Consider the following 25,092-nt stretch of genomic DNA (forward strand, 5'->3'; position numbering starts at 1 on the left):
CCTTCGACGGCCCCGGTAACGACAATAACCGACAAGAAGAGCGTCTATGGACGGTAGCGTCACGCTGGATCAGATAGTCATGCGTTTCGGCGACTTCACGGCCATCGAGTCGACTCGGCTGACCATCGAGTCCGGGGAATTCTTCAGTTTCCTCGGCCCTTCGGGGTGCGGCAAGACGACCCTGCTCAATATCGTCAGCGGCTTCCTGTCGCCGAGCGAGGGGCAAGTGTATATCGGCGGCGAGCCGATGGTCGGCGTGCCGGTCAATCAGCGACCCACGGCGATGATCTTTCAGAACCTGGCACTGTTCCCGCTGATGAGCGTCTATCAGAACATCGAATTCGGACTCGAGGTGCGCGGTGTGGGGCGCGCGTCGCGTCGCCAGCGCTCGGACGAACTGCTCGAACTGGTGGCGCTCGCCGGCAGCGGCGACAAGCCGATCGCGGCGCTGTCGGGCGGCCAGAAACAGCGCGTGGCGATCGCCCGGGCATTGGCGGTGGAACCCCGCGTACTGCTGCTCGACGAGCCGCTCTCGGCGCTCGACCTGAAACTGCGCCAGCACATGCGCAACGAGCTCAAGGCGATCCAGCGCAAGACCGGCATCACCTTCATCTACATCACTCACGACCAGGGCGAGGCGCTGGCCATGTCGGATCGGGTCGCGGTGATGTCGGCGGGGCGCATCCAGCAGGTGGCCGATCCCGAGACGCTCTACCATCGGCCCGAGACCGGTTTCGTGGCGGCCTTCGTGGGCGAGAACAACCGCCTGCCGGGAACGGTCGTCGAGGTCACCGAAACGCTGACCACCCTCGAGGTGGCGGGCCTCGGGCGGTTGGCCGGGCGCACCGGACAGGCGGCGTTGGCCGTCGGCCAGCGCGCGGCGCTGTACGTGCGCCCCGAGCAGCTCACCCTGCTCGACGGGACGGCGGCGGCGAACGCCCCGGCCACGCTGGCGGCCGAGGTGGAGTCGGTCAACTTCGAAGGCGCCTGGCGCATGCTCGAGGCGCGGCTGAGCGAGACCGGCGAGCGGCTGCGGATCCTGCTGGGCCAGGGCGACGACTCCCGGCAGTCGCTGGCGCCGGGCGCGCATGGGCGCTTCGGCTACGACCCGCAGCAGGCGATCGTGCTGGCCGACGACGACTCGCCGCGGCTCGACGCCGAGACCGGCGAAGTGGTTGCCGGCCGGCCGCAGGAGGCCCGCCATGCTGCGTCAGCTTAGGGCGCGTTTCGGCGGCCCGGTGGCCATGGCCATCGTCGGCCTGCTGTGCATCTGGCTGATCGCCATGGTGGTGTTGCCGCAACTGCAGATGATCGACTATTCGCTGCGCCCCAACCTGCTGCCGGCCGAGCTGGGCGGGCCCCGGGATCACTGGAGCCTGACCAACTACGTCACGCTGTTCAACAACCAGATTCACCTGGCGATCTTCTTCAAGACGCTGTGGTCGAGCGTGCTGGTGACGGTGCTGACGCTGCTGGTCAGCTATCCGATCGCCTACTACCTGGCCAAGGTCGCCACCCCGGGGCAGGCGGCGCTCTGCCTGCTGCTGTTGATAATCCCCTTCTGGATCAACGAGATACTGCGCACGTTCTCGTGGTTCATCATCCTGGCGTTTCGCGGACCGCTCAACGAGTTGCTGCTGACGCTGGGGTTGATCGAGCGGCCGGTGCGCTTTCTCAACGGCGATGCCGGCGTGCTGGTGGGCATGGTCTACGCCTACATCCTGTTCATGATCTTTCCGCTGTACAACGCCATCGAGAGTCTCGACGGCAATCAGGTGCGCGCCGCCCGCGATCTAGGCGCCGGCACGCTGCGGACCCATTGGCGCATCGTCATCCCGCATGCCAAGCCGGGCATCGCCACCGGTTGCATCATGACCTTCATGCTCGCCGCGGGCAGCTACGCGGTGCCGGCGCTGCTGGGCTCGCCGGGTAGCCGCTGGTTCACGCAGATCATCTACAACTGGTTCTTCGAGGGCGGCGACTGGAACCAGGGCGCGGCCTATGCCTTCCTGCTGCTGGTGCTGTGCATCGGCTTCATGTCGCTGGTGATGCGCCTGTTCAAGGTGGGGCTGGCCGACATTGCGAAATAAGAGATTCGTCCGATGAGCGCGCAACGTTTTCTGAACTGGGGGCTGCGCCTGTATATCGGCGTGTTCTTCGTCTATCTGTTCCTGCCGCTGGTGATCATGGGAACGGCGACCTTCAACGACAGCCGCTTCCCGACCATCACGCCCTGGCGGGGGGCGACGCTCAAGTGGTTTGCCGAACTGGCCGCCGACGACGGCATGTGGGCGGCACTTGGCAACAGCCTGCTGGTGGCCGCCGGCGTGCTGTGTCTGGCGGTGCCGATCGGCGTCGCCTGCGCGCTGTTCCTGACCACCGTGGAGAGCCGCGCCAAGCCGTTCGTCTACGGCCTGATCCTGTCGCCGTTGCTGACCCCGGGAGTGATCATCGGTATCTCGACGCTGATCTTCTGGCGTCAGTTCGGAGTCGCCGGCGGTACGCTGCTCACGGTATTGGGCCAGACCACCTTCATCTCGGCCTACGTGATGCTGATGGTCATGGCGCGGCTGCAGCGCTTCGACCGAACCCTGGAACGCGCCGCCCTGGATCTGGGCGCGTCGCCCTGGCAGGCGTTCCACCGCGTGCTGTTGCCGTTTCTCAGGCCGGCGATCCTGTCGGCGGCGGTCATCGCCTTTCTGCAATCCTTCGAGAACTACAACACCTCGCTGTTCGTGGTCGGTTACGACACCACCCTCACCGTGTATATCGCCTCCAAGGTGCGCACCGGCCTGACCCCGGCGGTCAATGCGCTGGGCCTGATCCTGATCCTGATCACCGTGGCGCTGGCGGTCATCTACGAGATCAAGCGCAGGCGCGAGACCCGCGTGCGAACGCCGCTCTCCTGATGCCGGCGTGATGCAAGAACGGCGACTCCCGGGAGTCGCCGTCGCGTTAGCGTCGCTTTACCGGCCTTGCGACCGAACCGCCGGGCTCAGGCCGGTTCGGCCTCGACCAGGGTCCGCCTGACGTTGATCGCCGCACGCACGCCTTTGCCGTAGTCGGGGTGGACCCGGTCGAAGAGCGCCAGCTGGCGATCGACGATGAATTGCGGCACGCCCGTCATGTGCTCGGCGATATTGCTGAACAAACGTTGGCGCTGGCCTTCGTCGAACAACAAAAACAGCGCGCGCGGCTGGCTGAAGTCGTCATTGCCGAGACGATGATCGTGGCGATCGGCATCGCCCGCCAGCGGTAGCGGCGGTTCGAGAACGTCCGGGCGCTCCCGGGGGCCACCGAACGAGCTGGGCTCGTAGTAGGCGTCCGGCTGCGGGTTGTTGGCGAAGAAACGCATCGGACCATCCTTGTGATAGTGATGCACCGGACTATGTGGCTGGTTGACCGGTAGCGCCTCGTAGTGGGTTCCCAGGCGATAGCGGTGCGCGTCGGCGTAGGAGAAGACCCGTGCCTGGAGCATCTTGTCCGGGGAAAAGCCGATCCCCGGGACCGTATTCGAGGGGCTGAACGCCGCCTGCTCGATCTCGGCGAAATAGTTGTCGGGGTTGCGATTGAGTTCGAGCGTACCGACGTCGATCAGCGGGAAGTCGCCATGCGGCCAGACCTTGGTCAGGTCGAACGGGTTGAAGGCGGTCTGCTCGGCCTGTTCTTCGCTCATCACCTGAATGCACACGCGCCAGCGCGGGTAATCGCCTTTTTCGATGGAAGTAAAGAGGTCTTGCTGGGTCGTCTCGCGATTTTTGCCAACGATCCGCTCGGCCTCGGCATTGGTATAATGGCGATGACCCTGCTGGGTCTTGAAGTGGAACTTGACCCATACCCGCTGATTGTCGTCGTTGATCAGCGAATAGGTATGCGATCCGTAGCCATTGATGTGGCGAACGTCGGTGGGCAGGCCGCGATCGGACATCAGCATGGTGACCTGATGCAATGATTCCGGCGACAGCGACCAGAAATCCCAGGCGGCCGTGGCGCTGCGCATGTTGGTACGCGGGTGGCGCTTCTGGGTATGAATGAAATCGGGAAACTTGTAGGGATCGCGGACGAAGAACACCGGGGTATTGTTGCCGACCAGATCCCAGTTGCCCTCCTCGGTATAGAACTTCAGCGCGAAACCGCGCACGTCGCGCTCCGCATCGGCCGCGCCCTGTTCTCCGGCGACCGTCGAAAAACGCGCCAACATCGGGGTCTTCTTGCCGGGCGCGAAGACCTTGGCCTTGGTATGACGGGAAATATCGTGGGTGACGGTCAGCGTGCCGTAGGCGCCCCAGCCCTTGGCGTGCACGGTGCGTTCGGGGATGCGCTCGCGGTTCTGGTGGGCCAGCTTCTCGATGAGCTGATAATCCTGCAAGAGCAGCGGCCCGCGAGGGCCCGCCGATTGGCTGTTCTGGTTGTCACCGATCGGGGCGCCGGCCGATGTAGTTAGCGTTTTCCGGTCGCTCATGGCAAACCGTCTCCTCTGCGAACTGGGTATTCATTTACCTGCTGTTACAGAGTACTGAACGCGTTGTTGCACGATAAATCGGCTTTGGCTATGCCAACGATAGCCAAGTCTGGCACTCTGCATTTACATGAGTTAATTCTTGAATTATGAGGGCCCGGGTTGAAAGGGTGGAAACGTGAACCAGTGAAACGCGTGCTGCAATTGTTCGGCGCCGGTATCAAGTCGATGCACAAGCGATTGCTGCTCGGTCTGGCTCTGGGCTGGATTGTGATCGTGTTCGCCCTGCTGGTTTCGACCTGGTTCTCCGGCCAGCGCCAGATCCGCGAAGTCAACGACACCCACCTGAAATACGAAGCAACGCTCATCGCCGAGCAGGTCCAACAGGAATTATCGATGCGGCTCGATTCGCTGCAGCGGCTGGGCGGCATACTCGATCCGGACATGGTCGACAACGCAACCTACGTGCATGCCAAGCTGGCCCAGAACGACCCCTTGCTGGAGCTGTTCGATGCCCTGACCGTGATCGGTCGCGACGGGCGGGTCGTTTCGCGCTGGCCCGAGCCCCGGAGTGGTGCGGACGTCGACGTCTCGGACCGGCTGTATTTTCGTTTCATACGCTCGGTGAGGCGCCCCTATGTCAGCGAGCCGTTCGTCAGCCGCTTCGATGATTCCCCGCTGATCATGCTGGGCGTGCCGCTGGAGGACTCGAGCGGCGATTTTCTGGGCATGGTCGGCGGTGTCATCGATATTCTCGACGGCAGCCTGTTCGATCGCTTGCGGCGTATCCGTATCGGTAGCGAAGGTCACGCCAGGATACTCACGTCGTCGGGACGGGTACTGGTTCACCCGCAAAGCAGCTGGATTCTCGAGTCGGCCCCGTCCGCCGAACAGAACCCCTGGCTGGATCTCGCGCTCTCCGGCTGGGAGGGCACCGCGCTGGGGCCCACCATCGACGGCAACATGGCGTTGCAGGCCTATGAGCAGGTGTGGCTGGCCAACTGGGTGGTCGGCGTATTCCTACCGCGCGAACAGGCCTATGCGCCACTGGAATGGTTCGTACGGCACCTGTGGCTGGTCGGCGGCATCACGGTGCTGGTCATGCTGGCGTTGCTCTGGTGGCTGCTCAATCAGGCCTTGAGGCCGTTGCACAGCCTGGAGTGCCAGATCGAGGCGGTCGGCCAGGGGCACCGGGATTTCGTCGACGTCGATACCCGCGCACTGGAGATTCAACGGGTCGCCGATACTTTCAATCGCATGGCGCAAAGCCGGCGCGAGACGGAGAGCCGGCTGCACGACCGTCAGGCCTTTCTCGATGCCGTGCTGGCGTCGTCGCCGGTGGGGATGTTCGTCTATAACCTCGATGGCGAGATTCGCTACGTCAACCCGGCGATGGTGGCGCTGACCGGGTATAGCCTGGAGCAATTCCGCTCGCGGGGACACGCCGAGCGCGCCCATCCCGCCGACCGCGACGATGTCGCCGATCTGTGGCGCTCGAGCCTGAGCTCGGGGCGCGACTTCCAGCGCCAGTACCGCTATCTCAAGGCCAACGGCGAAGTGATCTGGGTCGAATCCCATGCCTCGCTGGTGCGTATGGAGTCCGGAGCGCCGCTGGGGTTCGTCGGCACCCTCAAGGACATCACCGAGCATCAGCAGGTCGCCGCGCTCCAGCGCTGGGAAGCCGAGCACGACCCGCTTACGGGCCTGCTCAATCGGCGCGGCTTCGAACGCCGGCTCGACGAGGCCCTGGCCGATTGGGTCAAGGGGCGCGTCCCGGCGGCGCTGATCCTGTTCGATCTAGATCACTTCAAGCCGATCAACGACGAAGGCGGCCATGCGTTGGGCGATGAGATGCTCAAGATGATTGCCGATACGATCGCCACCAAGGTTCGCAAAAGCGATTTCCTGGCTCGCTACGGCGGCGACGAGTTCGCCGTGCTCATGCCGGGTTGCGGCCTGGAGCAGGCGCGGCAGACGGCCGAGGCGCTGCGCCGGACGGTGGAAACCCTGAGTGTCGAACATGCGGGCAAGCGCTACCGCGTGACGCTCAGCCTGGGCGTGACGGACCTGCATGGCGGTGACAGCGACAGCGACCACCCCATGCGCCGCGCCGACCAGGCGAGTTATCTGGCCAAGGAGCAGGGGCGTAACCGTATCGTGGTGACCGATGCCTGAACGCGGCGAGTCTGGACGAGGTCGCCGCGCATTTCTGGTCGATGGTGCATGGAAAAATCTGGTCGTTTGATATGGTTATTTAATATTTATTAAGAATAATCGTCCTTCATTTTAACCTGTGTTTAAAGCTGAAGCGGAGCAGCTGAGCCCATCCCTGATGCATATTTGCGAAACGTTAAACACCCTTCTACTCTTGATTCGACAGCACGGAAACGCTGTTGGCTAACGGCCGTGCCGCTAGCGTAATAGAGGGATTTGTTACGCCAGTTGGGTTCGCAATGGTGAACATCTCCTTGTCAGTGAAACCGAGTAGTAAGGAGAAAGGAAATGGCTGATAAGCAGAATTCAAAGTCAGGCAAGATGTCGGTAAACGAAGCGGGCAAGAAAGGCGGAGAAACCACCTCCAAGACTCACGATAAGGAGTTCTACGAAGAGATCGGTCACAAGGGCGGTCAGGAAAGCGGAGGCAACTTCGCCAACGACCCCGAGCGAGCTTCCGAGGCTGGTCAGAAAGGTGGGCATAACAGTGGCGGCAACTTTGCCAACGACCGCGAGAAGGCATCGGAAGCAGGGCAGAAAGGTGGCCATAACAGCGGTGGAAACTTCGCTAACGATCCTGAAAAGGCTTCTGAAGCCGGCCAAAAGGGCGGCAAGAACAGCAACAGTGGTGGTCGTAAATCTTAATCTTGCCAACCGACAGTCTTGCTAAGAAGGCTTATTGAAGCCTCGAAGAAAGTACCATACGCTGCCGGCAGCCTGCTGCCGGCAGTTTTTTGTTTTACGGGTTTTCAGTCGCACACTCAACTGCTCAATACTGAAGGGCTTTGCTGATATAGCGCTCGCCCTGCATCATCAGGCGGATGGCCAGCGGCAGCTCGTCGGGGTCGCCCTTGAGCACATAACCCTGGGCGCCGGCGGCCATGGCCTGCTCGGCATAGTGGCGTTCGCCGTGGCCGGACAAAATGGCGCACGGCAGTTCGGGATAGCGGGCTTTCAGCGAAGTGACGAGATCGAGCCCACTGAGCCCGGGCAGCGACAAGTCGATTAGCACGAGATCGGGTGAAGCCTCAGCGAGGTTTTCCAGAGCCGCCTCACCGGAACTGGCGGTGGCGCAGACTTCCAGGTCCGCTTCCTGGGAAATGAATTCATTGAGCATCTCCTGCATGATGAGATGATCTTCGACGACGAAGATGCGTGCCACGTTCTCTTTGGCCATTGTTCAATCCTTTGAAACCTACGGCGAAATTACCGGAAAATGTCAGGAAACTATTTGGAAGGCGCCCGTGAAGTCTCTTTCTCCACTTCGCGTTCCACCGGCACCATTACCAGTATAGAAGTACCCGCGCCGGGCGCCGCGTCGATCTCCATATGACCACCGAGCAAGTGTAGCCGCTCGCGTATGCTGACCAACCCGAACCCGGGATGCTCATCCTGTTCCGCCTCCATGATCGTGAGATCGAAACCATTCCCCGAGTCGCTGACGCGAATTTTTAACTGCTCGCCCGTCTGCTCGAGCTCGACCCGCGCATGGTCGACATTGGAGTGTTTCTTCACGTTGAAGAGCAGTTCCCGGACGACCTGGAAAAGCAACACGCGCATGTTTTCATCGAGGGTGTCGGGTGGACGTAGGGTATGCACGTCTACCTCGAGACCGTGTAGTTGCTTCATCTGCCGTTTCAGCCAGCCGAGAGCATCGGCGAGTCCTTCCTTCTTGAGGATGGGAGGACTGAGGTCCACGGTGATCTGGCGAGTCGTCTCGATGGCCTGAACCACCCAAGATTGCGTGCCGGCGAGGAGTTCGTCCAGTTCCTTATTGCTCGACGCCTTAAGCTTCTCCTGGGCCATGCGCATGCGCATCTGCAAGCCATAGAGGAGCTGCTGCAGGTCGTCGTGAAGCACCTGGGATACCCGCCGACGCTCCTCCTGCTCGGCCATGGTCAGCTTGGAGGCCAGATCGCGAACCTGCTGTGTACGCTCGAGGACCCGGGACTCCAGGGTCTCGTTGACTTCCTTGAGGGCCCGCTCGGCGAGCTTTTGCTCGTTGGTATCGCTCATCATGCCGACCCAGCCGCGAATCGTGCCGTCGGGCGCGCGCAGGGCGCTGGCCCTGACCTCGGTCCAGCGATACTGCTGGCTGGGGGCGTGATAAAGCCGGAATTCGTTGTGCAGTGGTGCCCCCGTCTCGAGGGACTGCCGCCATGCCGCCTGGGCCTGGTCACGGTCGTCGGACTCGATGGCCTGGACCCAGCCCCAGCCTTTCAGTTGCTCGTAGGTTTGTCCCGTGTAGTTTCGCCAGGAGGGCGAGTCCTCTTCCACGGCGCCCTCGGCGCTGGCGGTCCAGATGATCTGCGCCGAGGTGTCGACGAGTACCCGGAAACGCTCTTCGCTGGCGCGCAGGTCCTCCTCGAAGTGCTTGCGAGCGGTGATGTCGACGAAGGTGATCACCACGCCGTCGATGCGGTCGTTGACGTTGCGGTAGGGGCGCACGCGGGTCAGGTGCCAGCGACCGCTCTGATCCTGTAGCTCGTACTCGACCGGCGTGAGGTGGTCGAGTACCGACTGGGCGTCGTCGGTCAGCCGGTCGTACCCCAGGCGGTGGGTCAGGTCCGACAGCGGCCGGCCGCGATCGGCGGTGCGAATGTTGAACAGCGTGCCGACCTGGGGAGTGAAACGCAGGATGCGCAGTTCGCGGTCGAGGAAGATCGTGGCGATGTCGGTGGCCGTCAGCAGGTTCTGCAGATCGCTGGAAAGCTGGCTGAGTTCCTCGACCTTGTGGCGGTTTTCCTGATTGACCGTGGCGAGCTCCTCGTTCATCGACTGCAGCTCCTCCTTGGAGGTCTCGAGCTCCTCCATCGTCGAGCGCAGCTCCTCGTTGGCCGACTGCAGCTCCTCGTTGGCCGCCTTCATTTCCTCCTGGCCCGTCTCGTACTCCTCGATCACCGCTTGCAGGCGCTGCTTGTTGAGGTCCAGCTCCGCCTCGAGTTCCCGCGAAGACGCCTCGTTCGATGTGTCGGGGTCATGGGATGGCGTTCCGGCCATCTCCGAGCGCTCCTCGAAGATCACCAACGTCAGGCCCTGGTCTTCGCGCTCCTTGGCGGGGCGCACATGCATGATGACGTTGCTCTGGTCGCCTTCCAGCCGCAGAGGAATGGGTTTCGAGCGAACCGGCTGCTTGTCCTTGTCGGCGGTCACCAGGGCGGCGCGCAGATCGAGGCGCAGCTCTTCGCGCAACAGCTTGAACACACTCGAGGTCGGCTCCCCACCGGGATGGATCAGGTAGCGCCCGGCATGCTCCGAGAAATGCACGACCTTGTGATCGGGATTGACCAGGATGCTCGGCGGGGCATAGCGCTCGACCATCTTCTGGTGCAGTACCCCGTACGAGCGGGGTGTGCGCGGGTCGGCTTCCGCTTTTTCCTCATCCTGGGAGCCTCTTCGGTTCTGGGACAACGGAAACACCGGCAGGTGCAGGCCATGGGTGGGCACGTTGCGCTTGCGATACAGGCACAGCTGCTTGTTCTCGACATGAAACAGATCGGACCGGTCGACCGTTTCCGAGCTGCCCAGCACGAGGTGGCTGTCGGGGTTCAGCGCATAGTGAAAGACCTCGATCACATCCTGCTGGACGTCGCGCTGCAGATAGATCAGGACATTGCGACAGGTGATCATGTCGAGCTTGGAGAAGGGCGGGTCGCCGAGCAGGTTGTGAGGGGCGAAGACGACGATCTCGCGGACTTCCCGGCGGATCCGGAACCCGCCGTTCTCCTTGACGAAGAAGCGGCGTATGCGCTCGGCGGATACGTCGATCTCGATGTCCCCCGTATACAGCCCCTCGCGTGCCGTCTTCAGCGAGTGATCGTGCAGGTCGGAGGCGAAGACCTGCAACTGGGGCGGGCTGTCGTGGCGCGCCGCCGCCTCCAGCAGCAGCATGGCCAGCGAGTAGGCTTCCTCGCCGGTCGCGCAGCCCACCGACCAGATGCGGATCTGATCCCCTGGTCCCTTGTCCGCGAACAGCTGCGGAATGACCTCCTTTTCCAGCGCTTCGAAGACTTCCCGGTCGCGAAAGAAGTTGGTCACGGTGATCAGGAACTCGTCGGCCAGTGCGCGGGTCTCCTCGGGCTGTTCGCGCAGCATGTCGAGATATTGGCTCAACTCCTCGATATGATGAAGCTGCATGCGTCGCTGGATGCGACGCATCACGGTGGAATGCTTGTAGCGGGTGAAGTCGCGCCCGCAGCGCGCACGAATCTGGGCGAAAATTTTCTGCTGGATGTTGCGCTGGGCCTCATCCGGGTCTTCGCCCTTCTCGGGCACCACGACCCGGGGCTGCGTCGTGGCATAGCGCACGATCTCGCCGGCGATCATATCCAGCGGCAGAACCCGGTCGATGAGCCGGGTGGAGAGGGCGCTCTGCGGCATGCCGTCGAACTCCGCTTCGCGAGGGTCCTGGACCACCGTCATACCGCCGTGCGCCTTGATCTCCTTGATGCCCAGCGTGCCGTCTGAGCCGGTGCCGGTGAGGATCACCCCCACCGAATTGCCATCGAACGTATTGGCGAGCGTGCGGAAGAAATGGTCGATGGGCGCGCGCTCACGGCGCTTGTCTTCCAGCTGCGAGAGCCGCAGGTGGGTGTCGACGGTATTGAGGTTGCGCCCGGGCGGGATCACGTAGACATGGTCCGCCAGCAATGGCACGGTTTCCGTCACCTGCTGGATCGGCAGCTTCGAGTGAGGCTGTAGCAGGTCGGCCAGATGGCTCTCGTGCTCGGGGGACAGGTGCATGACGACGACATAGGCCAGCCCCGAATCTGCGCTAACGTTCGAAAAGAACCGTTTGAGCGCCGCGAGTCCGCCGGCCGAGGCACCGATCCCCACGACGGTGGTGGGAGTGCGGCCATCCGTCTCGCTCTTGCTGGTATGCTGCTGATCTTCGCTCATCGGCGTTCCAATCCTCGCTCATCGCCCGGCTAGCGGGTCTGCTATAGCTCCCATCCTCAAGCATCCCGGCTCGTAGTGCCAGGGCGAACCGGCGCATCGGAGCGCAGCTATAACGTTATATAAGCCCTGAGCAGCAAACGCGCCACGGACGCCATGACCGTGACCGCGGCACGTTCCCGGCGAGCGCGCAAAAAAAGCGCCCCGGGAGGAGCGCCGTGGCGTAGGGAGTCGGCTATTCCTGGCTAGAAAAGCTAGCGTTCAGCTGGCCGATCTGGTGGATATCGTGCATGTACATGTCGAACTTCGCCAGGAGATGCGTAAGCACGATCAAGCTATAAACCAGCAACATCAAGACGAGGCTACTATTGGCCCACGTCAGGTAATCAATCGAAACTTCATAGGCAATGGTGTAAACGCTCAAGCCACCCAGAAAAAGCACTGCGAGCGAGTTGAAAATGATAACCGTAAGTAGCGTGCCCCTGATATCCACTGCCGGCGGATTCGTTTTCCAGAAGGAAAGATGAAGGATCTTTATCCTGCCATTTACGACAATGTTGTTTTTCCGGCGCAGCAATGCTTCCGCCTTGTCTTGAGGTTTTTCTGCGCTAAAGGCAGTCAATACCATGCGCGGATCAATATCGGGTCCGTAAATGGCCTTTACCGCTTGAATGAAGCCTGAAGATTCACCGGTTCGTGCATGTTCATCGGCCTTGAGCGCCAGACTTTTTAGAACTTGTCTGCGCGCATGGGTCTTTTCGTCTTCCTCTTCGATGCTCTGACTCTGATTGCAATAGATGTCGTAGAGTTGGTAGATGGAGAGGGCAACGCCAACGTAAATCAGAAACAGTATCGAGAGTTCCAGCATGTCGATGCATCCTTTAACCGGGTGTGTCACCGCGTGGAATGATAGTGCCCCTCTTGTGTCACCCAAATCAATTGATAAGGCCCGTGTGCGATGTTTTACCGCACCCGATCGTATCGGGCTCAACTATAGATGATCGTCCTGGCCTGGCGGGCGCTACAGCAGGGTGGACTTCCCAACCAGTACCACGCCGAAAGCGATCAGCATCAATAGGATCACTTTGCGGAAGGTCTCCGCGTCCATGCGTTGGCGCACGAAGCCGCCAAGCTTGGTGCCCAGGTAGACCGGGATCAGTCCCGCCAGGGAAATCCAGATCGTCTCGAGCGTCATCAGCCCGAGCTTAGACAGGCCTAGTGCCATCACGATGCTCGAAAGGCTGAAGGAGATATTGATCGTCTGAATGAAGCGTTGGGGATCGAGTCGCAGGGCGAGCAGAAAGGGCAGCACCGGCATCACCTGCGAACCGGTCATGCCATTGATCATTCCGGTGAGAAAGCCCGAAAGCGGCGCAAGCTTGCGACCGAGGCTGTCCGGGATCGGCCGGCCGGGACGAAACAGCGTGAACGTGCCGTAGCCGATCAGCACCATCCCCAGAATGGCCCCGGCGACCAGGCTGTCGATGAGATCGAGCACGGCAAGGCCGAGCAGCAAACCCGGGATGGTAGCCACGAACATCGGCCAGAAACGCTTGGTGGTTTCCCGGAAGTGCCCGGCCTGAACCATGACGATGGCGTTGCTGATCAGCGAGGGGATGATGACCAGCGGCATGGCGGACTTCAGACCCAGGCCGAGCGCCAGTATCGGCAGCGCCGAGGTCGAGAATCCCAGGCCGGTAGCCCCTTTGACAAAGGCCGCCACGAGATAGGCACAGGCGATGATGGCGATCGTTTCAGCGGTCACAACGCATCCGGGCTCGCGGTAGGGCTCGCTCGGCAGTGTGCGCCGGCCGGCACTGCTTGGCAATCGCATGGCAGGCGTGAAACGAGGACGGGGCTTGTCATGAAGCGTGTGCCCAGCAACCCGGACGTTCGAAACGCCAGCGAGCGCAGCCTGATGCCCATGTTAAGGAGAATGGCTAAAGACAGTGAGCAAGAGGCCGCTTCTCGCTCACCCATTGCTAGGGCGTCCACAGGTTGGCTCAGGACGCAACTGGAGCTATCAAGGGCGCACGCCGGGAATTGCAAGGGGTCGGTCCAGGGCGGTAAGCACGGCGGAATCGCGTTGATAGACATCCGGTCGAAAGGTGACGAGCCCATATTCGTTCGCCTGGGCAGTCCAGTAACTTAGTATGAGCGGCAGCGTCCGAGCCAGGGGAACATTACGGGTCTGACCGGTGGCAAGCAGCGACGGGAGATGCTGAGCGGTGCCGGTATCGTCGAACAGCAGTTGAACGAGTTCCTGAACCTGTTGGACCCGGATACAGCCCGAGCTGAAGGCACGTTGCTCCTGGTCGAACAGGGCTTGCGCAGGGGTGTCGTGGAGGTAGACGGAATGGGAGTTGGGGAAGCGGATCGCGACCCTGCCGAGCGCATTGTCGGGGCCGGCCGTCTGGCGTAGCGTTACGTTGCCGGGACGGGCCCAATCGATGAGGCCTGGATCGAGCGGGCGCCCCGCGGGATCCAGTACCTGTATGCGATGACGTGCCAGGTAGCCAATGTCGCGCCGCACCTCAGGCAATACGTCCTGGCGCAGGATCGTCGGCGGGATGGTCCAGGTAGGATTGACCGTGACATGGGTGATCTCGGAGCGTAGCGAAGGGGTCTGTCGGTAAGGCTTCCCGACCACGATCCGGGTGCGCCAGATCCGCCCGTCGGGCCGGAAATAGCTGAGCCGGTAGCCGGCGATATCGACCAGTACGAAAGTGTCAGGCAAATCGTGGAGTAGCCAGCGTGCTCGCTCGAGGTTGACCCGTATCTGGTCTATGCGGGCTGCTACCGGGACATTGAGTGCGGCCCGGGTCCGTGAGCCAACGATACCGTCGGTCTGCAGTAGATGGCGCTGCTGGAAGTCGCGAACCGCCGCGGCCAAGGCTTCGTCATAATACTTCGGCGGCGAAGAGGGGGCCTCGGTGGGGGATCGTGTCGCCTCGCCGGTCATTGCCAGCCGCTGACGCAGAAGCAGAACGTCTTCATGCGTCTCGCCTGGGCGCAGCGATTGCTCCCGGGGTGGGAGTGTCGGCCAGCCGCCAAGAGCCTGGATCTGGCGATACTTGGCGAGTGCCGAGCGCAGCCTTTCATAGGGCGGGTAGGGTGGCCTTGCATCGGCGAAGACCTGCGAGAACCGGCGGGTATCGATGGCCGCCGATACGACCGAGGGGTCCAGCCTCGCTTCCGCGACAGGAACCTCCCAGCGGGGATTGACGGCATAGGGGTCGACCTTGCCACGCTGCAGATGACGCAGTGCCAGCAGCAAGGTACGAGTCGCGTTTATATCGAAGCGCGCCAGTTGCGTCACTGACCGCGTACCGTGCGCTTGCCGATATTCGGCCTTGAGGGTATCCGGTGCATAGTCGGCCGGATCGAGGCCGTCATCGGCCAGCGTGGACAAGGCGTCGATGAACGCTGCAAGGGTTGCCTCATCACCCCATGCCGGTCTGAAACCGTCTCGTGCATAGATCTCTTGAAGCAGCCGATCACCGTCTGGCAAGTAACGGGCAATGGCCTCTTCGATACTTTCCGATCCCGGCTCGCCGCTTCCATGTGCCGATACAGCGAAGCATGCCAGCAGCAGCAACAGCCACCGCGGCAGAGTTTTACTTGCCATTATTCGCAGGCCCATTAGGCATACCTCGCTGGTTTTCGGCATGTCGATCCTCGATGCCTCGGGTACTATCTCAGTAGCCATTGTCTGGCGTGTTCCAGGAAAGGTACCGTTTTCATGTTACGTATCCCTGCACTATCTTCATTGGCCGTTGCGCTGGCCTGCGTCCTGCTATCATCGGCGCCGGCGGCCCGGGCCGGGGAGTTCCTGTCCCGGGTCGGCGGCGTCACCATGCACGTCTCTCGGGCCCAGACGCTGGCCCATACGCTATCCCGGTTGGCCCCCGATGCCAGTAGTCGCGCGCTGCGTTTGGCGGCGCGAGCCATTTCTTGCGCCGAACCGGACGCCGAGCGGCTGGCCGTCATCGATTACTCTCTGCCGTCTACACAGCCCCGGCTATGGGTCTTCGATCTCATTTCCCGCACGCTGGCATTCAAGGAGCTCGTCGCGCATGGTCGTGGATCCGGCAATAATCGGGCGACGACCTTTTCCAACGTGCCCGATAGCTGGCAGTCGAGCCTGGGCCTGTTTAGGTCCCTGAATAGCTACCAAGGCAGGAACGGCTATTCTCTGCGGCTCGAAGGGCTGGAACCGGGTGTCAATGATAAGGCCTTCGAGCGAGCCATCGTCATTCATGGCGCGGATTATGTGGATGAGGCTTTCATCGAGCACACTGGACGGTTAGGTCGCAGCCACGGCTGTCCGGCGGTACGCGAAGAGATCGCCTCGCCGCTGATCGACAGCCTCAAGGACGGGCAGTATCTATTCGTCTACTATCCCGATGATGAGTGGCTAGAGAGTTCCACGTTCCTGCACTGCGAGGGGGCGACACCTCAACTGGCCAGCCAGTAGCGGCTCACCTGGGGTCCAACCCAGCGGCCCGGAGCCGTGCCCTGAGGCGATCCACCTCCTCGAACAGGTCTGCCACGAGGGCGGCCAACTCGGGGTCGGCCTCGAAATCGAACTCCATCTGACGCAGGCGCCGAGCTCGGGTCAGGTCGCGACTGGTGAAGCGCCATTGCGAGGCGTAGCGCGTGCCATCACCGAGCATGCCGCTTTCGATCCGTTCCACCACCCATTGGCGCTTTACGGCGCAGGCGCGCGCGAATTCTTCCAGCGATAAACTGGTCTCGTCGAGTAACTCGCCGTTGACTGTATTTTTTTCAGTCATGACTCACCTCGTCTGACGCGGGTTGAACGGCATGTCACGCGCCATTGCCTCGTAGAACTGACGCGCCTTGTCGGTATTGGCCGGTGGTAGCACCACTTCCAGGATAAAATAGAGATCGCCGGGGGCGGAGCCGGGAATGCCGCGCCCTTTCAGGCGTAGCTTTCGTCCGCCCTGCGAGCCTTTGGGAATCTTCAGATGGACCTGGCCGGAGGGCGTGGGAACGTCGATGGCGGCGCCGAGGGCCGCCTCCCAGGGGGCGACCCGCAGCGTCGCGAAGACATCCTTGCCCTCCACACGATAGTCGGGGGTCGGCGTGAAATGCAGTTCCAGATACAAGTCGCCAGGCTCACCCCCGCCGACCCCCGGGTGGCCTTGACCCGCCAGGCGAATATGCTGACCCTCCTTGATGCCCTTGGGGATATGCACCTTGAGCTCGTGCTCATGCAACGAGACACGCCCCTGAGCGTCGGTCTGCGGTACATGTAGCGTCACGACGCGCGTTGCACCCTGATAGGCATCCTCCAGGTCGACGAAGATCCTGGCGTGGCGATCGCCACCGCGCATTTGATAGCCCTGGTGGCCGCGGGGCCCGGTGCCCCGGCCGGTATGACCGAACAAGTTGGCGAAGAAGTCGCTGAACTCGCCCAGGTCGACATCCTCGAAGCCGCTGCCCGAGAACTCGAAACCGGCATCCCAATCGGGAGGCGGATGGAACTCCTGCCCGGCGTGATAGCGCTCGCCAAGCTGGTCGTAGGCGGCCCGTTTCTCCGGGTCGGTGAGCACCGCCTTGGCCTCGTTGATCTCCTGCATGCGCAGCGCGGCATCGGGTTCCTTGCTGATATCGGGATGATACCTGCGCGCTAGCTTGCGATAAGCCTTCTTGATATCGGGAATGGCCGCGGTCTTATCGACTCCCAGCACTTGGTAATAGTCCTTGAATTCCACGGAATCGCTCCACTCTCGATGGGCTACGTGGGGCGGCACACTGGTTGGCGAAGGAAATATTGGCTGGCCAGGTGTCGCTTCCTTTAACGTAAGGAAACCGCTTTCGTTTTAACGCGTCTTTCCGGTCGTGCGCTTGACCATCGTCAACAATCCAGGTGCTTGCTTGAACAACCAGGAAGTTAGCGCTGCCAGGCAATGTGCTGATTTTCCAAGGGGACTGCTCTATCACGGTGGAAGGGGACGACCCTGGCCGTGTAGTCGGTATCAGGCCGATGCATGGGGCTCGTCACCTCATAGACATAGCCGTTGGCGGCGTTTGGCAATTGTCGCACGCACACCATGGGAATGATTTCAGGCTCCCCGCCTGTGAGCCCATCGGCGTAGAGTTGAACTTGTACGACGTCGGGAGCGAGGTCGCCGAGGTAGACCTCGACTTCGAAGCGGCACTGGCTGTCATCGCCCACCGCCGAAGCCGTGCCGAAATGCACGCTAGCCCAGCGGCGCAAGTCGAAAAGCTGCTGGTCGGGCCTTGTGCGATGGAGGTACGCGCCGCAGTGAAATTCGGCGACACGATGGCGAAAGGCCTTGGCCGCGGGCAGGTAATACCGTTCGATATAGTCGCGTAGCGAACGGTTGGTAGAAAACCTGGACGTCAACGTGGCCATGCTTTCCCGCATGCGGCTGACCCAGGCAGCGGGGACTCCTGACTCGTCACGTTCATAAAACGCCGGGACGATTTCCCGCTCGAGCCGCTCGTACACTTCCTGCGCTTCGGCAGCATCCCAGGCTGCAACGTCATCATGCTCAAGGCCGTCTCCGATTGACCATCCTACGCCGGGGTTGAAGGCCTCCGCCCACCAGCCATCAAGGACCGATAGGTTCAAACCGCCATTTACCAGTGTTTTCATGCCACTGGTGCCACTCGCTTCCCAGGGACGGCGTGGTGTGTTGAGCCACACATCGACGCCCTGAACCAGTTGCTCGGCAACTTGCATGTCATAGTCGCTCAAGAACACGACGCGCCCCCGGGCTTCCGGGCGGTGAATGAAGCGCAGCCATGCCTGAATCATGGCCTGACCGGCCAAGTCTGCCGGGTGGGCCTTGCCGGCAATGACGAGTTGTACGGGCCTCGCTGGATCATTCAATAACCGGAGCAGGCGCTCCGGATCATGCAAGAGCAGGTTGGGCCGTTTGTACTCGGCGAAGCGGCGGGCAAAGCCCAGGGTCAGGATGCTGGGGTCGAAGATGTGTCTTGCCGCCTCGACGTCATGCTGGGGCATACCGGATGATGCCAACTGATGAGACAGCCGCTCGCGAATGTAATCGACCAGTGCCGTGCTTGCCGCTAGCCGGAATTGCCACAGTCGGGCGATGGCGATGTGCCGGATCGGCTCGCCGACATCCTCCGCCGCGCCAAGCCAGCGGTCGTGTCCGCAGGCCTCCGTCCATAATTGATCGGCTGCCACCGAGTCCCAACTGGGTACATGCACGCCGTTGGTGACATGGCCAACCGGGACCTCGTGAATCGGCCAGCGCGGAAAGAGCGGTGCGAACAGGTGTCGACTGATGCGAGCATGCAGACGGCTCACGCCATTCACCGCACCGCTGCCGCGTATCGCCAGGTAGGCGGTGGTAAAGGGTTCGTGCGAATCGTCTGGCACTTGCCGGCCCAGCGCAAGAAGCGACTCCACGGTCATGTCCAGCATCTGCTCGGCATAGGCCGTCAGGTACTTTCTGATCAGGTGGGGCTCAAAGCGGTCGAAGCCTGCCGCGACCGCCGTGTGGGTCGTGAAAAGGTTGCCCGCGCGGGTAATGTCCAGGGCGGCGTCGAATGGCAGGGCATGTGTACGCATGAAATGCGCCGCTCGCTCCAGCACGGCGAACGCAGCATGCCCTTCGTTTAGGTGGCAGATATCCGGCTCGATGCCTAAGGTCGCCAGCAGGCGCCAGCCACCGATACCCAGCACTATCTCCTGTTGCAGTCGCAGTTCGGCCCCTCCGCCGTAAAGGTCATTGGTAATGCCACGATGCGCCGGAACGTTGGCTGCATCGTTGCTATCCAACAAGTAGAGCTTCACGCGGCCGACCTGGGCCTCCCATGCACGTAGCCAGACGCAATGTGCCGGTAACTCGACTCTGATCCGTAACCACTCACCATCGGAGGATCGTAAAGGGACGATGGGTAACTGCCCCGGGTCGTTGTACGGAAATAGCGTCTGCTGTCTCCCTTGCTGATCAATGACTTGGCGGAAGTAGCCCTGCTGATACAACAGGCCCACGCCAATCACCGGCACGCCCAGGTCACTGGCGGCCTTCAGTTGATCTCCTGCCACGTTACCCAGCCCGCCGGAATAGATTGGCAAGGCTTCACTGAGCATGAATTCCATGCAGAAGTAGGCGACCGTGCCCAACGCATCGCGCGGATAGGCATGCTGGAACCAGGACGGGGATTCATTGGCATATCGCCGAGCCTGGAGAAGGCTTTCCATTTCCTGGCGAAAATCAGGCGACGCGAGTAGTCGCTCCAGCGTTTGCCGGGAGACTGTCTGCAATACGACCCACGGGTTATGGGTCAGCTCCCACAGCTCAGGGTCTAGCATCCGCCATAGCCGATCTGTCGTATGGTTCCAGGAAGAGCGCAAATCCAGGGCAAGCTCGGCCAAGACATCGAACCCTTCCAGGTCCGCACATAGGCTGGCGGTGATCTTGTTAAAGCGTGATATTGGCAACGTCGCGAAACCGTTATGTCTATCCTGACGGCCAGGAGGGCCGCACCGACCATGCGAAAACCGCTAGGCTTCCCTAGGTGTCAGCATAGACAGCAATTCGCAAGGGGAATGAGATACCCCCGGCATCCGCCGAGCAAATCAGGGATTTATTGACTCGTATCCTTGTTTCATGAAAGGCAGGCTTCGCTTGCTGGCTACCCTATCGATGTTTTTTTGCGTTACCGTACACGTTGGTCGAAGCGGGCAAGCTCCCGGAGGAGGCGAAGTGGCCGATAGGGACAGTGTTCTAGTCTTTTACGATGACCGTGTGCTGGCACATCAACCAGACGGTCATGGCACATTTCTTTCCCGTCGTATGGACAAGCGGCTTCGGGAGACGCTGGCCGGGCTAGGGGTGGCCTGGAAGTATCCGGAGCATCCCGGCCGTCTGACTGCGATTCTCGAGTTGCTCGAGCACGATCCCGTCGCCGGCGTGCGCTTCGAGGCGGGCGCCCAGGCCACTTCCGAGCAACTTGGCCGTGTGCATACGACCGGCTATCTCGAAACCATTAATCAGTTGCGTGGCAAGAAGGCCTGGCTCGATGTCGATACGACCGCCGTCTCGCCCGGCAGTATCGAAGCGGCGGAAGTGGCCGCCGGTACCGCTGTGGCGGCCGTGGAAGCGGTCATGACGGGACGCGCGGAGTCGGCTTTTGCGCTGGTTCGTCCCCCCGGCCACCATGCCGAGTCGGTCCGCGCCCGGGGATTCTGCCTGTTCAACAACGTTGCCGTGGCCGCCGCGCATGCCAGGGCCGAGTTCGGCTGCTCGCGGGTCTTGATCGTCGATTGGGACGCCCATCATGGCAACGGGACGCAGGAGATATTCTGGGCCGATCCCAGTGTGCTGTTTTTCGACATTCACCGGGCCGCCCCCTTCTTTCCCGGATCGGGCAATCTGGAAGATATCGGAGGCGGGCTGGGAGAAGGCACGACGGTTAACGTGCCAATGCCAGCCGGTGCCGGAGACACCGCTTACATCAAGGCCTTCCACGACATTCTCGTGCCCGCCACCGAATGGTTCCAGCCCGACCTGATTCTCGTCTCGGCGGGGTTCGACCCGCATTGGAACGACCTGGCTCTCAGCGTTTCCTATGAGGGGTTTGGAGCCATGGCCGGCATCCTTCAGGACCTGGCCCGGCGTCACTGCGATGGGCGTCTGGCCTTCGTGCTGGAGGGTGGATACAACCTGACCTCTTTGGCGCAAGGTACGAAGAGTGTGCTTAAGGTGCTGGCGGGGGGCGAGCCTCCCGTGCCCGGTATCATCGGGCTCAAGGAGGTCGATGAAGCCATCGATTTTCATCGCGATGCTTTCATCGTCCCGGAAGACGATCGCTGACTTCCTCTGGCATGTGGCCTGCAAGCGGCGTGCAGTTTTCCAGACAGTTTATCTCCTCGCCGGCTAGCAGTGGCAACCAATAAGCCGTACGCCAAGATATTCATATATTTTACCTGGCTCCTTCACGCCTGGCGGCTGACGCTACGAGAGCGATGACGATGCGAATTTCGATTTTTCGTGACCGGCTCGCCGGCAACCGGGAGTTGTTGATTGCGTCCGTGGCGCTATTGTCCATCGGCACCCATCTCGTATTGCGTTTTGGACTCGGCTATCGAGCCGCTCCCTCGGGGGTCGCCATGGTCGATATCCCTCTATTGGTGGCTTTGGTTGCCGGTTTCCCCCTGCTGCTCGTGTTGGCGAGAAAGCTGGCACATCTCGAGTTTGGAGCCGACTTGCTGGCCGGGCTATCGATACTCACTGCTCTGCTGCTCGAGGAATACCTGGCGGGGGCGCTGATCGTGCTGATGTTGTCCGGCGGGCAGGCGCTCGAAGGTTGGGCGGTACGACGTGCATCGTTCGCGCTCGAGGCGCTGGCGAATCGCATGCCCAGCGTGGTGCATCGCTACTGCCAGGGACAGGTCGAGGATGTCGCCCTTGGAGATATCGCCATAGGTGACAGGATCTCGGTCTATCCGCACGAGACTTGTCCGGTCGATGGCATCGTCGTCGATGGGCAGAGCACCATGAACGAGGCCTATCTTACCGGCGAACCCTACCTGCTGCCCAAGGCTATAGGCGCCGCGGTGATCTCCGGTGCCATCAATGGCGAAGGGAGGCTGACGGTCCAGGCCAGCACGCGTGCCGTCGATTCGCGCTATGCCAAGATAATGCAGGTGATGCGCGAGTCGGAGCAGCGCCGCCCCCGGCTTCGCCGTCTGGGTGACCGTATTGGCAGCCTATATACGCCGCTGGCCCTAGGCATCGCCTTGTTGGCCTGGGCGGCGAGTGGCGATCCCGTGCGCTTTCTGAGCGTCTTGGTGGTGGCGACGCCATGCCCGTTGCTGCTCGCCATTCCTGTCGCAGTGATTGGCTCGGTCTCACTCGCCGCGCGACGCGGGATCATCATCCGCAACCCCGGCGTGCTCGAGCGGATCGCCACCTGCCGGGTGGCGATCTTCGACAAGACCGGGACATTGACGTACGGCCGCCCGATCGTCAGTGAGATCCTGCCGGCGCCCGGTGTGGCGCATAAAGACGTACTGGCTTGGGCCGCCAGTCTTGAGCGTTACTCCCGACATCCCCTGGCCACCGCCATCGTGGCAGCGGCCCGAAAGGAAAATCTGGCGCTGAGTGACGCCGATGAGGTCAGCGAACGCCCGGGAGAAGGATTGCAGGGTAGCGTGGCGGGCAAGCGCATCAGGGTCACCGGACGCAGCAAGTTCCTGTCCGACCATCCCAACTGGGCAGCGCTGCTGCCACCACCCGCCGGCGGGCTGGAATGTATCGTGCTGGTCGAAGAGACCTACTCGGCCCTGTTCAGGTTACGCGACGAACCGCGATTGGAGGGGCGCGACTTCATCCACCACCTGTCGCCTTTGCACGGTTTCGAGCGGGTGATGATCGTCTCGGGGGATCGCCAGAGCGAGGTCCGTTACCTGGCCAATCAAATTGGTATCGACGAGATTCATGCCAGCCAGAGTCCAGAACAGAAGCTTGCTCTCGTACGTGAGGCGACGCAGCGTGCACCGACCTTGTTCATGGGGGATGGCACCAACGATGCACCGGCGTTGGCTGCGGCCACCGTCGGAGTCGCCTTCGGCCAAGGCAGCGAAGTCGCCTCGGAAGCCGCCGATGCCGTCGTGCTTGACAGCACCCTGGGCCGCGTCGATGAACTGCTACATATCGGCCGGCGCATGCGCGTCATCGCCCTGCAGAGCGCCATTGGCGGCATGGGGCTGAGTCTCGTAGCGGTGGGGATAGCAGCCATAGGTTACCTGCCACCCGTCAACGGAGCGCTGCTGCAGGAAATCATCGATGTGCTGGCCGTGATGAATGCCTTGCGAGCCGCGTTTACGCCTCGTCAGCTTTCCGATTATGTCCCAAGCCACGTGCTACCGGCCGCGACCGAAGCCCTATAAAGTTTCGATGTCAGCCGTTTGTCGGTCAACGCGCTACGACGAGAGTCGAAGCCGGCGTGCCTCGACGTAGGGATCGCGTTTAACGAGCGCTGATTTCTTCCATTCTTGCGCTATGACAAGCTTTTGGCGTCTAGCTCCACGCGGCGCATGCCGGTCTCCTAGACTCTGTGGGGAATGGGTCTTGAAGGCGCCAGTTCTGTATGGTCACTCCCCTTAACTGTGTTCGTCGGTTTGCCACACGGCTCGAAGAGCGCCCAAGCGATTATGACGCTTTGCTGGAGCAAACAGGAGACAGGGATATCGTGTTGCTCGGCGAGGCATCCCATGGCACGGCCGAGTTCTACCTCATGCGAGGGGAGATCACCCAGCGACTGATCGAGGAAAAGGGCTTCGAGGCGGTGTTGGTCGAAGCAGACTGGCCCGACGCCTTGCGCCTCAATCGCTATATCAGAGATGCCAGCCAGGACTCGTTGATGGAGGCTTTCGATGATTTTCAGCGCTTTCCTCGGTGGATGTGGCGAAACAATGACGTCCGGGACTTTATTGCCGATCTATACGAACATAATGTCGCTCGACCGTCGGCGGCGCAGGTCGGCTTTTATGGACTGGACCTCTATAGCCTGCATCGTTCAGCGGAGGCCGTGATCGGCTACTTGTCACGGGTCGACCCTGAGCAAGCCGAGTTGGCTCGCCAGGGATATGCGTGCCTCGACCACCACGGAGATCCTTTCCATTATGGCCGCGATGCCGCCTTCGGCCTGAGTAAATCCTGTGAAGAGGCCTCGATCAGGCTATTGTGCGACCTGCTCGCCAAGGCGGAAGGCTATCTGGCCCATGACGGGCGCCCGGCCTCGGACGAACAGTTCTTTGCCGAGCAGAATGCACGGGTCGTAGTCAATGCCGAGGCGTACTATCGTGCCATGTTCCGAACGCGGGTCGATACCTGGAATCTTCGCGATGAACATATGGCGGATACCTTGGCTGAGTTGCACTATTACCTGCGCAGCCAGGGCGGTCGTGGACGTATCGTAGTCTGGGCGCACAATTCCCACCTGGGCGATGCCCGCGGAACGGAAATGGGCTGGGTGCATCACCAGCATAACGTCGGTCAGCTGGTTCGGCAGCGTTTTGGCCCCCAGCGTGTACTGCTTGTCGGATTCACCACTCATACGGGGTATGTCTCGGCCGCCAGGGATTGGGATGCGCCCGTTGAACATCGCTGGGTCCGGCCCTCATGCGAAGACAGTTATGAACGTCTCTTTCACGCCAGTGGACTCGATCGCTTTTACCTGCCGCTCGAAGCCACTCATGCCGATCCCTTGCGGGCCAGGCTGCTCGAGCGGGCTATCGGAGTAATCTATCGCCCCGACACGGAGCGCGTCAGCCATTATTTCCAGGCATCGCTTCCCACTCAGTTCGATGCCATTTTTCACCTTGACGAAACGACCGCCGTAGAGCCCTTCGACAGGCATGAAATCTGGCAGCGGGAAGACGTACCCGAAACGTATCCATTTGGGATCTAAAATTTTCTTTAGGAATGATTGGGAGTCTAATGTTTTATGGGTAAGTTTTTCATTGGAAAAGTTAAACTTTAAACCCG

18 protein-coding genes are annotated in these 25,092 nt (G+C 61.4%); 9 read left to right on the top strand and 9 right to left on the bottom strand.

Annotated elements, in window-relative coordinates:
• Positions 1 to 46: 46 nt before the first annotated feature.
• The 3 genes from R6258_RS13255 to R6258_RS13265 are packed head-to-tail and all read left to right on the top strand — an operon-like array spanning position 47 to position 2,909.
• Positions 47 to 1,219 carry an ABC transporter ATP-binding protein gene (locus tag R6258_RS13255; protein WP_318451029.1) on the top strand — a complete coding sequence of 391 codons (1,173 nt, stop codon included), beginning with the start codon at positions 47 to 49 and terminating at the stop codon, positions 1,217 to 1,219.
• Positions 1,203 to 2,090, top strand: coding sequence for an ABC transporter permease (locus R6258_RS13260; protein ID WP_318451031.1), 888 nt, complete (start codon positions 1,203 to 1,205; stop codon positions 2,088 to 2,090). The genes R6258_RS13255 and R6258_RS13260 overlap by 17 nt, the downstream gene beginning before the upstream one ends.
• A 12-nt stretch (positions 2,091 to 2,102) precedes the next feature.
• Positions 2,103 to 2,909, top strand: a complete 807-nt coding sequence (locus R6258_RS13265; protein ID WP_318451032.1) for an ABC transporter permease — start codon at positions 2,103 to 2,105, stop codon at positions 2,907 to 2,909.
• Positions 2,910 to 2,995: 86 nt separating this feature from the next.
• Here R6258_RS13265 and R6258_RS13270 read toward each other — a convergent pair whose 3' ends face one another.
• Complete coding sequence (locus R6258_RS13270) at positions 2,996 to 4,462, bottom strand: catalase (RefSeq protein ID WP_318451034.1); 1,467 nt, start codon at positions 4,460 to 4,462, stop codon at positions 2,996 to 2,998.
• A gap of 183 nt (positions 4,463 to 4,645) precedes the next feature.
• Here R6258_RS13270 and R6258_RS13275 point away from each other — a divergent pair, with 183 nt between their 5' ends.
• Both R6258_RS13275 and R6258_RS18895 read left to right on the top strand, forming a co-directional pair.
• Positions 4,646 to 6,634 (top strand): diguanylate cyclase, encoded by a 1,989-nt coding sequence (locus tag R6258_RS13275; protein WP_318451036.1) that lies wholly within the window; start codon positions 4,646 to 4,648, stop codon positions 6,632 to 6,634.
• A 327-nt stretch (positions 6,635 to 6,961) separates the two neighbouring features.
• The gene (locus tag R6258_RS18895; RefSeq protein ID WP_412176377.1) at positions 6,962 to 7,318 is read left to right on the top strand and encodes a general stress protein; all 357 of its coding nucleotides are present in this window, start codon (positions 6,962 to 6,964) and stop codon (positions 7,316 to 7,318) included.
• A 124-nt stretch (positions 7,319 to 7,442) separates the two neighbouring features.
• Here the strand turns inward: R6258_RS18895 and R6258_RS13290 are convergent, their stop codons facing one another.
• From R6258_RS13290 to R6258_RS13310, 5 genes are all read right to left on the bottom strand, one after another.
• The gene (locus R6258_RS13290) at positions 7,443 to 7,850 is read right to left on the bottom strand and encodes a response regulator transcription factor (RefSeq protein ID WP_318451038.1); all 408 of its coding nucleotides are present in this window, start codon (positions 7,848 to 7,850) and stop codon (positions 7,443 to 7,445) included.
• Positions 7,851 to 7,900: 50 nt separating this feature from the next.
• Positions 7,901 to 11,572: a chemotaxis protein CheB gene (locus R6258_RS13295; protein WP_318451040.1), complete on the bottom strand. Its 3,672-nt coding sequence runs from the start codon at positions 11,570 to 11,572 to the stop codon at positions 7,901 to 7,903.
• A 232-nt stretch (positions 11,573 to 11,804) separates the two neighbouring features.
• Positions 11,805 to 12,437, bottom strand: coding sequence for a hypothetical protein (locus R6258_RS13300; protein WP_318451042.1), 633 nt, complete (start codon positions 12,435 to 12,437; stop codon positions 11,805 to 11,807).
• A 153-nt stretch (positions 12,438 to 12,590) separates the two neighbouring features.
• The gene (locus tag R6258_RS13305; protein ID WP_318451044.1) at positions 12,591 to 13,334 is read right to left on the bottom strand and encodes a sulfite exporter TauE/SafE family protein; all 744 of its coding nucleotides are present in this window, start codon (positions 13,332 to 13,334) and stop codon (positions 12,591 to 12,593) included.
• 258 nt (positions 13,335 to 13,592) lie between these two features.
• The gene (locus tag R6258_RS13310; RefSeq protein ID WP_318451046.1) at positions 13,593 to 15,239 is read right to left on the bottom strand and encodes a L,D-transpeptidase family protein; all 1,647 of its coding nucleotides are present in this window, start codon (positions 15,237 to 15,239) and stop codon (positions 13,593 to 13,595) included.
• 72 nt (positions 15,240 to 15,311) lie between these two features.
• Between R6258_RS13310 and R6258_RS13315 the strand changes: the two genes are divergently transcribed.
• On the top strand, positions 15,312 to 16,046 hold the full coding sequence (locus R6258_RS13315) for a murein L,D-transpeptidase catalytic domain family protein (RefSeq protein WP_318451047.1): 735 nt from the start codon (positions 15,312 to 15,314) through the stop codon (positions 16,044 to 16,046).
• A 4-nt stretch (positions 16,047 to 16,050) separates the two neighbouring features.
• On the opposite strand, the gene R6258_RS13320 is transcribed toward R6258_RS13315, so the two are convergent.
• The 3 genes from R6258_RS13320 to glgP all read right to left on the bottom strand — a co-directional run bounded on the left by R6258_RS13320 (position 16,051) and on the right by glgP (position 19,973).
• Positions 16,051 to 16,365, bottom strand: a complete 315-nt coding sequence (locus R6258_RS13320) for a chaperone modulator CbpM (RefSeq protein WP_318451049.1) — start codon at positions 16,363 to 16,365, stop codon at positions 16,051 to 16,053.
• Between the two features lie 3 nt (positions 16,366 to 16,368).
• Entirely contained in the window at positions 16,369 to 17,310 is a 942-nt protein-coding gene (locus R6258_RS13325; RefSeq protein WP_318451051.1) for a DnaJ C-terminal domain-containing protein, read from the bottom strand.
• Between the two features lie 179 nt (positions 17,311 to 17,489).
• A complete protein-coding gene (glgP, locus tag R6258_RS13330; protein ID WP_318451053.1) occupies positions 17,490 to 19,973 on the bottom strand; it encodes an alpha-glucan family phosphorylase in 2,484 nt (827 codons plus the stop codon).
• Between the two features lie 331 nt (positions 19,974 to 20,304).
• On the opposite strand from glgP, the gene R6258_RS13335 reads away from it, so the two are divergent.
• The 3 genes from R6258_RS13335 (at position 20,305) to R6258_RS13345 (ending at position 25,015) form a co-directional block, all read left to right on the top strand.
• Complete coding sequence (locus tag R6258_RS13335; protein ID WP_318451055.1) at positions 20,305 to 21,414, top strand: histone deacetylase; 1,110 nt, start codon at positions 20,305 to 20,307, stop codon at positions 21,412 to 21,414.
• 158 nt (positions 21,415 to 21,572) lie between these two features.
• Positions 21,573 to 23,492: a heavy metal translocating P-type ATPase gene (locus R6258_RS13340; protein WP_318451057.1), complete on the top strand. Its 1,920-nt coding sequence runs from the start codon at positions 21,573 to 21,575 to the stop codon at positions 23,490 to 23,492.
• Between the two features lie 200 nt (positions 23,493 to 23,692).
• On the top strand, positions 23,693 to 25,015 hold the full coding sequence (locus R6258_RS13345) for an erythromycin esterase family protein (RefSeq protein ID WP_318451058.1): 1,323 nt from the start codon (positions 23,693 to 23,695) through the stop codon (positions 25,013 to 25,015).
• Positions 25,016 to 25,092 lie beyond the last annotated feature (77 nt).

The sequence above is a fragment of the Halomonas sp. HP20-15 genome, assembly GCF_033446685.1.
GTDB lineage: Bacteria > Pseudomonadota > Gammaproteobacteria > Pseudomonadales > Halomonadaceae > Modicisalibacter.